Below are 14348 nucleotides of genomic sequence, written 5' to 3' on the forward strand. Positions count from 1 at the left end.
GGGTGTAGCATACTTTTTGGACTAGAGACAAATATTAAATTACCCACCCAACAGCTCTCCAATACACCCCACAAGCCCCTTAGCAATGTTATCCTTACTCATTTTTGCCAAATTGACCTTATCAAGCCCATATTCTGACGCAAAAAATACCGCCATCGCATTGTCATCAGACCCAAAGCCAATCGTTTTATCGGACACATCATTGACTGCAATCATATCCAAATTTTTGGCGATGAGTTTGCCTTTGGCATAATTTTCCACATCGTTGGTCTCGGCAGCAAAACCAACGGTCAAAAGATGCGGATAAGTGGTAGAGATTGTCGCCAGCACATCGGGGTTTTTGATAAGGTGTAAGGTTAAGCCGTCATTATCAGCGGTTTTTTTGAGTTTTTGCGTGGCAATATTGGCAACCTTAAAATCCGCCACAGCCGCCGTAGCGATAAAAATATCCGCCTTTTCACAAACCTGTAAACACGCCTGTAACATCTCGTCCGCTGTGCCTATCGTGCGTTTTTGCGCCCCCAAAGGCGTGGGTAGATTGACCTTCGCCCCTGCCACGATGGTGACTGTTGCCCCTGCACCCACGCACGCTTTTGCCAGAGCATAGCCCATTTTGCCTGTGGAGTGGTTGGATAGGTAGCGGACGGGGTCAATGGGTTCTAGCGTTGCCCCTGCCGTGATGACGACCGTTTTGCCCGCCAAAGTTTGGGCGGTGTTTTGAATGGTTAAAAATTGGTCAATCTGCTCGCATAAACTCTCTGGCTCGGGCAATCGCCCCGCCCCGACATCACCACACGCCTGCTCACCGCTGTCGGGGGCAATGATAGTAAAGCCAAAACGGGCAAGTTTGGCTAAATTATCTTGCACAATGGCGTTGCCCCACATCGCTTGGTTCATCGCAGGGGCGAGCATTACAGGGGCGGTGGTGGCAAGAATGACATTGGTGACAAGGTTGTCCGCCAAGCCGTTTGCCAGCTTGCCAATGGTGTTGGCACTTGCAGGGGCAATGACGACCAAATCCGCCCATTTGGCAAGCTCAATATGCCCCATTCCCTTTTCGGCTTGTGCGTCCAAAAGCTCGGTGTGGACTTCGTTGCCCGTCAAAGCTTGGAAAGTCAAAGGCGTGATAAACTCACAAGCCGAAGGGGTCATCATCACACGCACTTGGTGTCCGCTTTTGATAAGTAGGCGTGCCAAAATGGCGGATTTGTAGGCGGAAATCCCGCCTGTTATGGCAAGTAGGATATTTTTGGGGGTCATTGGCTTAAAGGTAAATTGAAAATGGGCTATTTTAGCATAAATTGGCGGTGTTTGCCATTTGGGGGGATTTTATTTATAATGGGAATAAATTTTTGGGAGCAATTACAATACAAGTTACCGCTGTTATTCAAAATAATACTTTAATTATTCCTAATGTGGATTTGTCGCAGTTAAAGCTATTGGCTGATGAAAATGGATTAATTTGTTTTGATTTACCAATTTTGGATAGGGTTAAACCCACCCAAGCCGAAATACCCAAGCCAAGCAAAAAACTGTCTTTGGCTGAATTGTTGGCAAAAAAGACCATTAAATCCGATATTGTAGCAACCGTTGAAGAAATGAATGAGAGTATTGGGCAAGTGTATGCTAATAAAATAAATTAAAGAATTGAGCGTAGGGTGCGTATTATGCACCAATTATAAATAATCTCAAAATCGGTGCATAATACACACCTACGGCTTGTGGTATTTTAGGGTTAATTTGTTATATAGTCGTATTTATTAATGACTTGTCATTGTCAAATTGCAAATCATTTGCTTGTGATGACTTTTGATAAAAAAGCGTCTAAGTATTTGAATTTTGAACTATTGGAGTAACTTATGAAAAAGTTGGCAATATTATTTTTAATATCACTAATTGGCAGTTTGTCCTTTTTAACCGCCAACGCCAAAATTGTCAATTCTCTTAGTGAAGTACCAAAAGCCATCACAAGCAAAGAAATTCAAAATCACTATGACGAACAAATGCACGGCATTTTTAAAGACCAATTTTCGGCATTGTCTCGTCAAAATAAAGATGTAACGCCTTTTTAAAATTGATTGGACATTCTACCGATACCGAAAAATTAGCGTTATTGGGTGTGCGTGCTTGGAATAACAATCAATACATCATTACCGCTTGTTCTTATCATCAAGCGGTTGATTGGCAATATGAAGAACACACTCTTTATGCCAATTGTGAAAGCGATGATTTGGCGATGATTACATTGGCAGTTGCCCAAAAAGACAATAATGGGCAATGGCAATTATCCGCCAAACCTTATCAAGAAAAATTTAGCCAAACTTTTAATGAACAAAAAATCAATCAATCGTCTTTTGCCATTAACAGCATTATTGATGACAATAAAACCATTGGCACTTTGGATAGAATAGACACCGCCAATTATCAATTAAATGACAGCACAAAAGCATTTGGCATACGCTTTAAAACTTTTGCAGGATTTTCAGGCGGTGGGATTAGCAGTCAAGCGATGACTTTATTTGCGGTGATTAACGGTCAATTAACACCCATTTTAACTGTTCCCACTTATTATTTTGAATACCTTGCAGGCAGTTGGAATGATGACGGCACTCGCCAGCACCATATTGAACAATCGGAACATATTTTAATTTTATCCAAACAAAAAACCAAAGGATTTTATGACATTATTTATAAAGAAAAAGGCAAGGCAAAATCAGCAAACATCATTTATCGTTGGAATGATAAATTATTAGAATACCAAAGCAAATAATACTACGCACCATTTAATTTTTTAAGTTAAGTGGTGCGTATTATAGCCATTTTTACAAATCAAAAGAAAACATATTTCACCACCATACAAAAACACACCACCACAATCACAGGGCGGATAAATTTTGCCCCGCCTTTAACCACAAAATGACTGCCCAAAAATGCCCCAATGATTTGCCCGACCATCATCACAAGCCCCACCACCCAAACAATCTGCCCACCAATGATAAAAAATATCAAACTGGCAAAATTGGTGGCAAAGTTTAACAGTTTCGCCCGAGCGGTGGCTTGTATCAATTCACGCCCACGCAAAACCACCTGCGACAGACTAAAAAATGTCCCCGTTGCAGGTCCAAAATAGCCATCATAAAAGCCAATCAAGGGGGCAATGGTACGCTCGTAAGTTTTTTGGCTTATTTTGGGGGCGGTTTGTAATTTGCCCAAATTGGGCGAAAACAGCGTATAAAGCCCCACCAGCCCAATGACAAAGGGCAACGCCTTTTTTAGAAAATCAGGGGGCGAGAGCTGTACTAAAATCGTCCCTACGCCTGAGCCAACAAAGGCAAAGACAAGAGCAATTTTCATCATTTTGGGGTGAATCAGCCCCTTTTTTATCATTGCAAGGCTTGCCGAGAATGACCCTGCACAGGCTTGTAATTTGTTGGTGGCAAGCACCGCCACAGGGTTCATGCCTGTCAAAAGCAAAGCAGGAATGGTCAAAAGCCCGCCCCCGCCTGCAATGGCATCAATAAAGCCTGCAAATAACGCCACAAAAAAGAGTATGGAAATAAGCTGAGTGGTGAGTTCCATGTTATTAGCCCAAAATTCTTATTTTAACAAAAAATGACTGAATTTTGTAAATTTATGTTAAAATGATGTGTTTTTTGTTTAAAATCATGCTTTTGCACATCATAGGACTTGTTATGTCAAAACTTTTTTCATGGTATTTTAAGCCAAATTTATTATTAAGAATCCTAATCGGCTTAATCCTAGGCTCAATTTGCGGTATCATTTTTCAAAATGCCCAAACCGCCATTAGCATTTTATCGCCCATTGGCGAGCTGTTCATTCGTCTGTTAAAGATGATTGTCATTCCTGTCATTGCGTCCACGCTCATCGTGGGGGCAAGCTCAATCACGCCTGCCCAGCTTGGGCGTATCGGCATAAAAACACTCATTTATTATACCATTACGTCCATTTTTGCCATCATCATCGGGCTTGGTGTGGGCAAGCTCTTTAACCCTGGTTTGGGACTAGAACTCATCGCCGACACCGCAAGTGAAGGCAAAACCGCCGAAGCTCCAAGCATGCTTCAAATCCTGCTTGAAATCGTCCCCACCAATCCAATCGGCGTGATTAGTAGCGGTCAAGTTTTGCCCATGATTTTCTTTTGTTTGATATTTGGCATTGCTCTTGCCTTTGGGCGTGATAGCGATGATGAGAATGTCAAAAAAAGCTCGGACACGGTGTTTTATTTTGTGGACGGGGTTAGCCAAGCGATGTTTAAGATTGTCGGTTGGGTCATGCAGTACGCTCCGATTGGCGTGTTTGCGTTGATTTTTATTGTTTTTTCAAAAAATGGGGCAACCGCTTTTGGCTCTTTGGCAAGCGTTACAGCAACCGTTTATGTCGGCTTTATCATGCAAATCCTACTGGTGTACTGCGTGATTTGTGCGTTAATGAAACTCTCCCCACTTGTCTTTTTGAAAAAAGCTCGCCCTGCCCTTATCACAGGCTTTGTAACCCGTTCATCAGGGGCAACCTTGCCTGTGTCTATCCAGTCATCGCAAAACATGGGCGTGCCTAAGAACATTTATAGCTTTGGCTTGCCTGTCGGCTCGACGATGAACATGGACGGCACGACTGTATATCTTGGCGTGTGTGCGATTTTTATCGCCAATGCGGTGGGTGTACCGCTTGACGGCTCGCAAATGCTGACCATCACGATGACTGCCGTGCTTGGGGCGATTGGGACAGCAGGTGTGCCAGGAGCAGGGGCAATTATGCTACTTATGGTGCTAGAATCCATTGGCTTGCCTGTGGAAGCTGGCTCGGCGGTGGCGATTGCCTATGGCATGATTTTGGGCATTGATGCCTTGCTTGATATGGGACGCACCGCCCTAAACGTTGGGGGCGACATCGCAGGGGTGGTAACTGTTGCCAAACAAGAAAATACGTTGGATAAAGAAGTGTGGGATTCTTGATTGTTGATATTTGAAAATCAAAAATAAACACAAGATAGATAATTAACCCAGACAGGTAGGATAAATGTGGGAAATGATGGGAACGACTGGGTTAGATTAGGATAGAGTTTGAAGTAGCATTGCATAGTGTGCAATAAAAAAGGCTTTGATGATTTTGAGTGTCAAACTTGAATTTATCAAAGCCTTTTTTGTTGTTAGGAAGTAATTTGGGAAAATAAGTCAGGTTGGGAGCGGTCTTGGTACTCTTTTCGCATACGGGCTAGGATTTCATAAATATAGGGCAACGACAAATTAAATTTTTGCACCAGCTCAAAATGATTATCGACCTTAAACGCTTCCCAAATCGCCAAATCCCTCTCGTGGTATTGCCAAGCGTTGTGTTTGGTAACATAAAACATAGAACCGCCCCAATGCTGGGCAAGGCGGTTGGCAAGCTCACCTGCGATTTGGTTGGCAGTCTGTTCATCAAGATTTGTGGTGTGGGTAATGATTTGTGTGCCAAAGGAGCGTAAATCGGTAAAAAAGTTCTCGGCTTGGGCATTAAATTTGCCCTTTCGTTTGCTGTCGGTCATAAAAGCACCTTTATTTTTGTTATTTCCCACATTTTAGCAAAGAAAACAACGGTAATAAAAGGTAACTGCCACAAAAAAGCCACGATTTTTTGTCGTGGCTTTTGTTTGGGATTATTTTAGTTTTGGGGGTTTGGCGGAGCAGTATCTTCCGTTGTTTCGGCTTGTTTTTCCAATCGCTCCAACCATTTTTTAAGGCTTTCAATCACACGGCTTGCTTTGTGGGTAGGTAGCCACGCCAATAAATCAATCCCAGTTTGGCGTTTGACATAAGCACACAAGGCTTTTTCGCTCGGGTCTCTTACCGCTCCAAGATTGTGCAAGGTGAGCCAAAGGTGGCGAATAAGTTTGGCTTGGGGGTCTTTGTCTTGCTTGATTTTACCTGCTGACTTGGGGGCGGTGGGGGTAAAGCCAAGCTGTTTTAGCCTTGTCATCACCTTGTTTAACTCACCCAATGTCATTTCTTTTGTGCTGGTCTTGCCTGTGGTAGTTTCCAGAAGACTGCGGTAGGTTTCATCATCAAGGCACAGCTTGGATTTACCAATGTGGATAAGCTGGACAAGTTTTTTCTTTTTGTCGTAGGGTTTTGTGGTTTTTGTTTGAGTGCTTTGGGTCATTTTATGCTCCAAATGATTATTAAAAAAGCGTTTAAAGCGACTTTTAACCCACTTTAAACGCTTTTGTTTACCTAAGAATGGTTTAATTTACAGCTTCTTTTAACCCTTTGCCTGCTTTAAAGCTCGGCACTTTTTTGGCTGGCACTTGGATTTTTTCGCCTGTCTTTGGGTTACGGGCGGTGCGGGCTTTTTGGGTACGCACCGAAAAAGTACCAAAGCCGACCAGCATCACTTCATCGCCCTTTGTCAAAGTATCGCTAATGACGGCAAGGGTTGCGTCAATGACATTTTTGGCGTAGAAACTGGCATTGTCTGTTTTTTCGCCGACAGCTTGAATAAGTTCTTTCTTGTTCATAAGATTTTCCTTTTAAAGTGGTCTGTTGGGACAATGACAAGGCGACCAACTCTTGCCATTGTTTTGGTTTTCTTTAAATTTAAAGGTTGGCAAAATCAAGACTAATCTGCTGATATTTACCGTGTTCATCTCGTTCATAAAACCGCATATATTCTTTTGATGAGATGACTTGGGTGGCGTCTGAGATAGCCGTCATTGCTTTTTGCCATTTGTCATCAACGATATTTAAGCTACGCAGGGATAGTACTCGGCGGATGTTAATTTTGCCTTCTTTGTCCACGGCAAAGGCGTTATCAATAATGGCTTTGATGTTGTCGTTGCTGTCGGCTGTCCACTCACGCAGACATTCGTCAATGAGTGATTTGGCAACTTGCAGGCGTTCGTCAAAGACTAGGTTATCTTGAATGGCAATTTGTACTTTGTATTTGCCGTCAAAGCTCATTAGGGTAACATTGCCCTTTTTACCGCCAATTTGGGTATCGTACTCTTGGGCGGAGAGTTCCACAAAATTGTGAAATTCACCAAATACCTGCCCTTTGATTGACCGCATTTGGATTTGTAGGCTGATGGCTTGCCCCACAAGTTTTTTGACGGTTTCGTCTCTTAGTTTGTCAATTTCTTTAATCTTATCCACAGGGATAAGGTGTCCCTTGTCATTCAGGCGGTAGCCTTCGGGGACGGTTACAGGGGTATGGGTAGTCATAAATTTACTCCGATTGTTTAAAATCACAATGCCAAATAACGGCTTTGCAGGGTGTTGGCGTTCAGAAATAACGCCATTTTCATTAGATGGTCATCATTGTCTTTGTTAAGTTCAAATAACTCATCTTTGGCTTGTCCGATTGCATTTGCCAATTTTTCTTTGTCAAGGTTGCCATTTTTGACAAGAATTTGAATGGCTTCGTCCAAAAGTAGCACGGACAAGGTGTAGCGTTCGTGCTTTTCGTCATCAATTTGGATTTTTGTTACCATTTCTCACTCCTTACAAATTATGAATAACATCAGCATTGATGACAGGCACACCAAGCTCGGCACACAGGTTCATCGCCCCTGTGATAAGGTTGCCAACGGCTAAGGGGTACAACAGGCTTTGCACCACTTTGCCCTTGTTGTCGGTGCGGACAAGTTTGTTTGTCATTGCCAAAATACCGCTCTCGTCTATGAGCTGGTTTAGGGCTTTGGCTTTTCCTAAGCGGTGCGACAAATAACTGGCAAGCTCATTTGGGGCGATTGGGTCAAGGGTCGCAATTTCACAGCGTTGGACGACTTCACGAATGGCTGGGTTTTGTTCGGACAGCTTTAATGCCAATTCATTTTGACCGATAAGCACAATGCCCAAAAGTTTTTGATAGCCATCTTCTAACTCAAAAAAGCGTTTTAGGTGCTTTAAGGTCGGCAAGGGCAAACTGTGAGCTTCTTCAATAATCAAAAGGTGTTTGTTGCCAGCCTTGTGGCTTTCTTTTAAAAGTTGGTGGATTTGGCGAAAACGGGCTTCTGGACTGCGTTTGGCATTTTCTAGGGGTGCTAAGGCGTGCAAAATGCTTTCGGCAATGTGAGCAGATTTTAGGGTTTTGCCCTTAATGTCGTTGTCTTCGGTTGCCAATACATAAGGCTGGGTGACGATGATTGGCTGATTTTCTTTGGCGATACGGTCTATCAAGTCCCGTTAGGGTGGTTTTGCCAGCTCCCGACTCGCCCGTTACCGCCACAAAACCACCGTGTTTGGCGGTGTGGAGCAGGGTTTCACGCACATAATGCACATCATTTGACAAAAACAGCTCATCAGCCGAGCGAATGTCGCTGGTAAAGGGGCTCTCAAACAAGCCAAAGTGTTTTTTTGCACTCATTGTTAGGGTTTGTTTTCTAAGAAGCATAAGGTCTTCCTTTTGGTTGGTTTGGGTTTTTGGTTCGGGGGCAATGATAAGTTTGTCTGTATCAACCCCCTTGTTTTGTAAAAACTTAACAATATCAGCATCAATTTTGGCACGGTCTAGGCTTTTGGGGTAAGCCCCTGTATTAACAAGGCTGTTAATGCTTGCAGGACTTAGCCCAATGCCGTCCGCCAATGTTCGCTGACTGATTTTGTGTTTGGCTAAAGCTCTTTTAAGGTCATTTTTTGCTCCTAGCCCACCGCTCTTAATAGCAGGTCATTGGCTTCATCTTGCAACGGCTCTTTTTGTAGCAGGTACGCTACCACGCCATCCTTACTTGGCGTAACCGACGCAGACGGCAAACAGGGGCAAATGGTGTCTGTAACCGCCATTGGCACAGCCAGTATGAATTTAAAAGACATTGCCACAAGCCCTGTTAAGCAAGGCGATGTAGTTGTCTACGATGGGACAATGATGGTTGTCCCCCAAAGCCAACTGGCAAGCTACGAAGGCAAAGTGGTGGGCGTGGTGCTGTATGACGCACACCAAGACAGCCACGCTGAAATTTTAATCCGTTGATTTTAACCTTTTGATTTTTAGGGAAAAGTTATGTCTAAAATCGTTGTAGACCAAGTCTTAACCAATGTTGTGCAGGGCTATCAAATCCCTGAAAGTGTCGGTCATTTGTTATTTCCCCGAGTAACCGTTACCAAGTCGGGCGGTAAAGTGGTGATGTTTACCGACAAAGATTTTGTTCTTTATCAGACCCAGCGTTCTCGTGGGGCAAACACCAAACGCATTGACATTGGTTACGATGGGCAAGCCTATTCGCTAGAACTGCACAGCCAGAAGGTAAAGTGCCACGAGAAGACCTACGAGATGCGGACGCTGTCAGTCCAAGCATTAAACTTGGCGTGCGTGCCACCAACAAGGCAATGCGTGGCATTATGTTACCGCTTGAAGTCCAGCAAGCGACTATGGCTCGTAACCCTGCCAACTACCCAGACACCAACAAAACCGCTCTGTCAGGCACAAGCCAATGGACGGATGCAAGCTCTGACCCCTTTGGCGACATTGAAACAGGCAAAGATGCCATTCGCCAAAAGACAGGGGCAGACGCAAACACGATGGTGCTATCGCCTATTGCCTTTAAAGCCTTAAAAAATCACCCCGACATCAAAAAACGCCTAACTATTACCGCAGACGGCAAAGGCATTACCGCCCAAATGCTTAGCGATTTGTTTGAAATTGAAACAGTGGCGGTGGGCAAGGCGGTAATGCTGAGTGATGAAACAGGGCAAGTGGAAGATGTGTGGGGCAAAGATGTGGTGCTTGCCTATACGCCACCCACATCAGAATTTGATCGTGAAACCCCTGCTTTTGGCTACACCTACGGTATGGAAGGACACCCCTTTGTGGAAACTTCGTACTATGACAACAATGCCAAAACTTTCTTTTATCCTGTTACCGATGAGCGAGTGCCTGTCATTGCTGGCATTCACGCAGGGTATTTGATTAGCAATGTGGCTTAATGTTTTTATTTTAAAGGATAGTTAAGAAATGCTAAATAAATCTATGATTGCCTGTGTGGTGCTAGCACAAATCCGTCATAACGGCACGCCTTATGCGATTTCTGATGTGGTGTGTTTGTCTGAAAACGACAAACTGTTCTTAGAAAAAGCGGGCTATGTGCGAGTAGCAACGGCTGACGAAGTGGCAGAATTTGAACAAAAACAAACCGATGCCAACCAATCTGGTGCAGATAACCCACCAAATGCGAATTCAAATTCGCATTTGGATAATAGGGAAAGTGTCGGCAATGACAGCAAGCCAAATCCGCCTGTCAATGAACCAACCCAGCCCCAAGCCGAGCCACAGCCAAGCGAAGGCACGCCACCTGCTGACCCTGTCTCTATGCCTGACCCTGTACCTGTGTTGGCGTATGACAAACTTACCAAAGCCGAACTCATCACCCAATTAACCGCTCGTGGTATCGCCCACAACCCCAAAGCCAAAAATGACGAGCTTGTTGCCCTTTTGGTGGCGGACGATAATAAGGCGATACCACTTGAAATTGAAGATGAAGAATAAGGGTAAACAATGGCATACATCAGCATAGACGAGCTAAAAGCCCTTGTCTCTGATGGCGTAATGCGTGAGCTGTCGGACGATGTCGCAGGGGGTGAGATTAACTTTGATTTAGTGCAAACGGTCATTGTTGAGGCGTGTGAAGAAGTGGATGGTTATTTGCGTAACCGATACACCTTGCCCTTTGCAAACACGCCCACGCTGGTTAAACAATGTGCCAAACAAATCGCTCGCTATGCCTTGTACGAACGCCGTCCAGAAGGCTTTGAGTTGCCCCCTGCGGTGGTGGACGGCAAGTCGTTCTTTGATGTGGGTCGCAACCCGCCAAGCGAGCTGACCGCAGGGCGTATTCGTATTGGTTACAAATTTACGCCCATTTTCCCAATGGAGCGGATTACCTTTGAGCGAGAAGTAACAGGCGAGTTTTTGTTAAATTTAAAATCGGTTAATTTAGGGGGTCTGTAAATGTCAATCACAGTTCATAAAATCACACAGGGCAATGCCTATCTAAACGGCGTAAATCTGCTTGGCAAGGTGGAGAGCGTGGACAATCCCGACATTAAATTTATCTTTGATGAGTTCAAAGCAATGGGAATGGTAGGCAAGGTAGAACTACCCACCACAGGCATTGACAAAATGGAAGGTAAGATGAAGTTTAACTCCATCTATCCTGATACCGCCAAACTGTTATCGCCCTTTAAATCCAATCAGCTACAAATCCGCTCCAATGTGCAAGTACACGGCAATCACGGCGTGATTAGTAATGTGCCACTCGTTACTTTTATGACGGTAACTTTTAAGAATATGCCGACTGGTAAATTTGAACAGCACAAATCGGTGGACGGCGAGTATGATTTTACTTGTACTTATTTTAAGCAAGTGTATGACGGCTATGAAATTGTAGAGATTGACGCACTTGCTAACATTGTCAAAATCAATGGCGAAGATGTGCTAAAAGAATATCGTGAAAATATTGGTATGTAAGCATTAAACCGCCCTAAAATTCCAATCTTAACAAACCCCTTAAAATTACCCTTAACATTTTTCAACCGTTAAGGGTAATTTTATGTCTAAGCCAATTTCTCAAAACGCTAACACCATCAAACTTGAAACGCCTTTTACCACCGATGCAGGCGTGCCGATTGAACAAGTAACCGTCAAACCATTGGTGGTGCGTCAAATGAAAACCGCCCAAAAACAAGGCGGTGGCGATGATGCTGAAACCGAAACCATTATGATTGCAATGAGCTGTGATTTGGTGGTGGAAGACCTAGACAAGAGGTTCCTTGCTGACTATATGGCGGTGCGTGAGCGATTTCAAGCACTCAATTTCAATCGTACCAATGGACAGCTGGACGAAACTGCAATCGCTACTCGCTAAGTGGTTTCATATCCAGCCTTCTGAAATGGAAGCGATGACGGTGGACGAGTTTTTGGCGTGGGTGGATGAAGCCAATGCCCAAATAGATAGGCAAAATAAGGCGATGACAAATGGCTGATATGAATTTATTTGTACGCATTGGGGCAATGGTGGACGGCAGTCTGTCTCGAGCCTTAAATGGGGTCAATAATGATTTAAATCGCCTTGACCGTACCGCCCAAGCTCTCACCGCAAGACAACAAAGACTGGGCGACATTATGGCTCGGTCTTTGTCTCGTCCACACGCTGACATTGGCAGATTGCAACAACAATATCAACGCACCACCAACGCTATTAACCAAGTTATCCAAGCCCAAGAACGCCTAAATCGTTCCATTGCTCGTGGGCAACAAATTGGACAACTCCAAGACACCAGCAAAAGCAATTTTACCAACAGCGTTGGTTCATTGACGGCTTTTGCTGTGCCTGTGGGGAATGCCATTCTGCAAGCGGTTAAATTCCAAGACCGCATTATTGACCTATCCATTACCGCCGAATGGACAGCCAAAGAACAGGCTCGGATTGGCGACACCGTGCGAGCCACCGCCCTACAATACAATCAAACCCTAGATGACATTGGCACAGAATTAAACACCCTTGTCGCTGGGGGCATCTCGTCCGCCAAAGAAATTGAAAATTACACACCCAAACTGACCCAAACGGCGACCGCTTGGCGTGCATCCTTTGAGGATTTGGGAAATACCACCGTTGCATTAAGAAATAACTTAGGCATAGGCGATGCAGGTTGGGACAGGGCAATGAATATGCTCGGTTACGCTGGTAAGGCAGGTCAGTTTGAAGTCAAAAATATGGCAAAATGGCTACCTAGCCTTACGCCTTATTATCAAGCATTGGGCGTGCAAGGCGAGCAAGCGGTTGCTGAGATTGGAGCAAGTTTGCAGATTGCCCGAAAAGGGGCTGGCACTTCGGACGAGGCAGCCAACAATATGCGAAACTTTCTGTCCAAGCTGACTGCCCCCGACACAATGAAAGACTTTGAGAAGGCGGGCATTGATTTACAAAAATCAATGCAAAACTTGGTTGCAAATGGTATGACCCCAATACAAGCGATGTTCTCCACCATTGAGCAATATGTTAGCACAAAGTCGCCTAAGGCTCTTGCTGAGTTTACCAAAGCAATGTCCATCAAAGATGACAAAGAACGACAAATGGCGGTGGATAGGCTCAACGAAACCTACAAATTAGGCGAGCTGTTCCAAGACCAACAAGCGATGAGCTTTATTCGCCCGATGATGGGCAATAAAGATGAGTTTGAACGCATTAAACAAGGCTCGCTAAATTCTGCTAACAGCAACGGCATTGGCAAAGACTACGATAAGCGAATGGGGTCGTCCGCCGAACAGCTCAAATCTTTTAAAATCCACATTACCGACCTTGCGGTAACGATTGGCAATGCCCTGCTTCCTGCGGTCAATCAAACCCTAACCAGTATTAAACCAATGATAACCGCCTTTGGCAATTGGGCAAAACAAAATCCACAACTGGTTGCCAGCATTATCAAGATTGTGGGCGGTCTGCTCATTGCCAAAGTTGCCTTTTGGGGCATTAGTTTTGCAGTATTGTCGGTGGTTAAACCCATTATGACCGCCGTTACCCTGTTTAATCGTTTGCGTGCGGGGATTGCAATTTTGCGTGGAATGGCGGTGCTGGGTCGTTTTGCTCCGATGGCGACTCGTTTTGCTTCTGCCATTCGTATGATTGGCACAGCGTTTACAGTACTTCGTACGGTGCTAATTGCAAACCCCATTGGGCTTGCGGTTGGGCTACTCATTATGGGAGCGGTGCTGATTTATAGGCATTGGACACCCATTAAAGCCTTTTTTATGAATTTGTGGGCAAGCCTAAAAGCCTTTGCTAATAGCTGTGTATCAAATATTTTAAGAACCATTGCCAGCTTTTCGCCTTTGGGCTTGTTTATCCGAGCGTGGTCGGCGGTGTTTGGCTATTTTAAAGGGCTTGGGGCGAAGTTTGCAGGTTTTGGGCGAGACATTATTCAAGGGCTTATCAATGGCGTAACGGCTAAGTTTGGCGAATTAAAAGCCAAAATGAGTGCAATGGCAAGCTCTGTCGCTGGTGCGTTTAAAGGGGCGTTGGGTATCCGTTCTCCCAGCCGTGTGTTTATGGGTTTTGGGGCGAACATTGCCGAAGGCGTAGCAATCGGCATTGATGGTAAAACAAGCCAAGCCGTCAAGGCAAGTCAATCAATGGCAAATCGTCTCGCCCAAACCGAATATTCAAACAAAGTTTTGGCGAATACATCGGCTGGCGGTGGCGGTGCTAGTACCATTCATTTTAGCCCAACCATTCAAATCAACGGCAATGGGGGCAATGTGGCAAGCCAAGTACAACAAGGCTTGGCAATGGGCTACCGTGAATTTGTGGCGATGATGGAACGCTATGAAAAAGACCGTAACCGCAGGGCATTTGCCTAATG

At 44.6% G+C, this 14348-nt stretch carries 20 protein-coding genes and 1 pseudogene; 12 read left to right on the top strand and 9 right to left on the bottom strand.

Annotation, left to right across the window (positions count from 1 at the left end; all coding sequences use genetic code 11):
• Positions 1-39 precede the first annotated feature (39 nt).
• Positions 40-1260: a bifunctional phosphopantothenoylcysteine decarboxylase/phosphopantothenate--cysteine ligase CoaBC gene (gene coaBC, locus B0182_RS10060; protein WP_078274813.1), complete on the bottom strand. Its 1221-nt coding sequence runs from the start codon at positions 1258-1260 to the stop codon at positions 40-42.
• A gap of 41 nt (positions 1261-1301) precedes the next feature.
• Between coaBC and B0182_RS10065 the strand changes: the two genes are divergently transcribed.
• From B0182_RS10065 to B0182_RS10075, 3 genes are all read left to right on the top strand, one after another.
• Positions 1302-1643 (top strand): hypothetical protein, encoded by a 342-nt coding sequence (locus B0182_RS10065; RefSeq protein ID WP_078274814.1) that lies wholly within the window; start codon positions 1302-1304, stop codon positions 1641-1643.
• A gap of 216 nt (positions 1644-1859) precedes the next feature.
• Positions 1860-2072 carry a hypothetical protein gene (locus B0182_RS10070; protein ID WP_078274815.1) on the top strand — a complete coding sequence of 71 codons (213 nt, stop codon included), beginning with the start codon at positions 1860-1862 and terminating at the stop codon, positions 2070-2072.
• 2 nt (positions 2073-2074) lie between these two features.
• A complete protein-coding gene (locus B0182_RS10075) occupies positions 2075-2770 on the top strand; it encodes a hypothetical protein (protein WP_078274816.1) in 696 nt (231 codons plus the stop codon).
• 59 nt (positions 2771-2829) lie between these two features.
• Here B0182_RS10075 and B0182_RS10080 read toward each other — a convergent pair whose 3' ends face one another.
• Entirely contained in the window at positions 2830-3579 is a 750-nt protein-coding gene (locus B0182_RS10080; protein ID WP_078274817.1) for a TSUP family transporter, read from the bottom strand.
• A 113-nt stretch (positions 3580-3692) separates the two neighbouring features.
• On the opposite strand from B0182_RS10080, the gene B0182_RS10085 reads away from it, so the two are divergent.
• Complete coding sequence (locus B0182_RS10085; protein WP_078274862.1) at positions 3693-4973, top strand: dicarboxylate/amino acid:cation symporter; 1281 nt, start codon at positions 3693-3695, stop codon at positions 4971-4973.
• Between the two features lie 194 nt (positions 4974-5167).
• Here the strand turns inward: B0182_RS10085 and B0182_RS10090 are convergent, their stop codons facing one another.
• The 7 genes and pseudogenes from B0182_RS10090 to B0182_RS14945 form a co-directional block, all read right to left on the bottom strand.
• On the bottom strand, positions 5168-5545 hold the full coding sequence (locus tag B0182_RS10090; RefSeq protein ID WP_078274818.1) for a Mor transcription activator family protein: 378 nt from the start codon (positions 5543-5545) through the stop codon (positions 5168-5170).
• Between the two features lie 116 nt (positions 5546-5661).
• Complete coding sequence (locus B0182_RS10095) at positions 5662-6159, bottom strand: gp16 family protein (RefSeq protein ID WP_078274819.1); 498 nt, start codon at positions 6157-6159, stop codon at positions 5662-5664.
• Positions 6160-6241: 82 nt separating this feature from the next.
• A complete protein-coding gene (locus B0182_RS10100) occupies positions 6242-6514 on the bottom strand; it encodes an HU family DNA-binding protein (RefSeq protein WP_078274820.1) in 273 nt (90 codons plus the stop codon).
• A gap of 79 nt (positions 6515-6593) precedes the next feature.
• On the bottom strand, positions 6594-7217 hold the full coding sequence (locus B0182_RS10105) for a DUF3164 family protein (RefSeq protein ID WP_078274821.1): 624 nt from the start codon (positions 7215-7217) through the stop codon (positions 6594-6596).
• Between the two features lie 23 nt (positions 7218-7240).
• Positions 7241-7486 (bottom strand): hypothetical protein, encoded by a 246-nt coding sequence (locus B0182_RS10110; RefSeq protein WP_078274822.1) that lies wholly within the window; start codon positions 7484-7486, stop codon positions 7241-7243.
• Positions 7487-7496: 10 nt separating this feature from the next.
• Positions 7497-8655, bottom strand: a pseudogene (locus B0182_RS10115) (AAA family ATPase).
• Positions 8637-8777: a hypothetical protein gene (locus B0182_RS14945; RefSeq protein ID WP_244893679.1), complete on the bottom strand. Its 141-nt coding sequence runs from the start codon at positions 8775-8777 to the stop codon at positions 8637-8639. Before B0182_RS14945 ends, B0182_RS10115 begins: the two are co-directional and overlap by 19 nt.
• Between B0182_RS14945 and B0182_RS10120 the strand changes: the two genes are divergently transcribed.
• The 8 genes from B0182_RS10120 to B0182_RS10155 all read left to right on the top strand — a co-directional run bounded on the left by B0182_RS10120 (position 8761) and on the right by B0182_RS10155 (position 14346).
• A complete protein-coding gene (locus B0182_RS10120) occupies positions 8761-8964 on the top strand; it encodes a hypothetical protein (RefSeq protein ID WP_143821713.1) in 204 nt (67 codons plus the stop codon). The two genes, B0182_RS14945 and B0182_RS10120, sit on opposite strands and share 17 nt — an antisense overlap.
• 278 nt (positions 8965-9242) lie before the next feature.
• Positions 9243-9917: a major capsid protein gene (locus B0182_RS10125; RefSeq protein ID WP_078274824.1), complete on the top strand. Its 675-nt coding sequence runs from the start codon at positions 9243-9245 to the stop codon at positions 9915-9917.
• A 28-nt stretch (positions 9918-9945) separates the two neighbouring features.
• A complete protein-coding gene (locus tag B0182_RS10130; RefSeq protein WP_078274825.1) occupies positions 9946-10476 on the top strand; it encodes a hypothetical protein in 531 nt (176 codons plus the stop codon).
• A gap of 9 nt (positions 10477-10485) precedes the next feature.
• A complete protein-coding gene (locus tag B0182_RS10135) occupies positions 10486-10938 on the top strand; it encodes a phage protein Gp36 family protein (protein ID WP_078274826.1) in 453 nt (150 codons plus the stop codon).
• Positions 10939-11457: a phage major tail tube protein gene (locus B0182_RS10140; protein ID WP_078274827.1), complete on the top strand. Its 519-nt coding sequence runs from the start codon at positions 10939-10941 to the stop codon at positions 11455-11457.
• Between the two features lie 82 nt (positions 11458-11539).
• The gene (locus tag B0182_RS10145; RefSeq protein ID WP_078274828.1) at positions 11540-11854 is read left to right on the top strand and encodes a phage tail assembly protein; all 315 of its coding nucleotides are present in this window, start codon (positions 11540-11542) and stop codon (positions 11852-11854) included.
• A 25-nt stretch (positions 11855-11879) separates the two neighbouring features.
• Positions 11880-11972, top strand: coding sequence for a hypothetical protein (locus B0182_RS14630; RefSeq protein WP_208624053.1), 93 nt, complete (start codon positions 11880-11882; stop codon positions 11970-11972).
• Positions 11965-14346, top strand: coding sequence for a phage tail tape measure protein (locus tag B0182_RS10155; RefSeq protein ID WP_078274830.1), 2382 nt, complete (start codon positions 11965-11967; stop codon positions 14344-14346). The genes B0182_RS14630 and B0182_RS10155 overlap by 8 nt, the downstream gene beginning before the upstream one ends.
• The last annotated feature ends 2 nt before the right edge of the window (positions 14347-14348 follow it).

This window comes from Moraxella bovis (assembly GCF_002014975.1).
GTDB classification, from domain to species: Bacteria; Pseudomonadota; Gammaproteobacteria; order Pseudomonadales; family Moraxellaceae; genus Moraxella; species Moraxella bovis.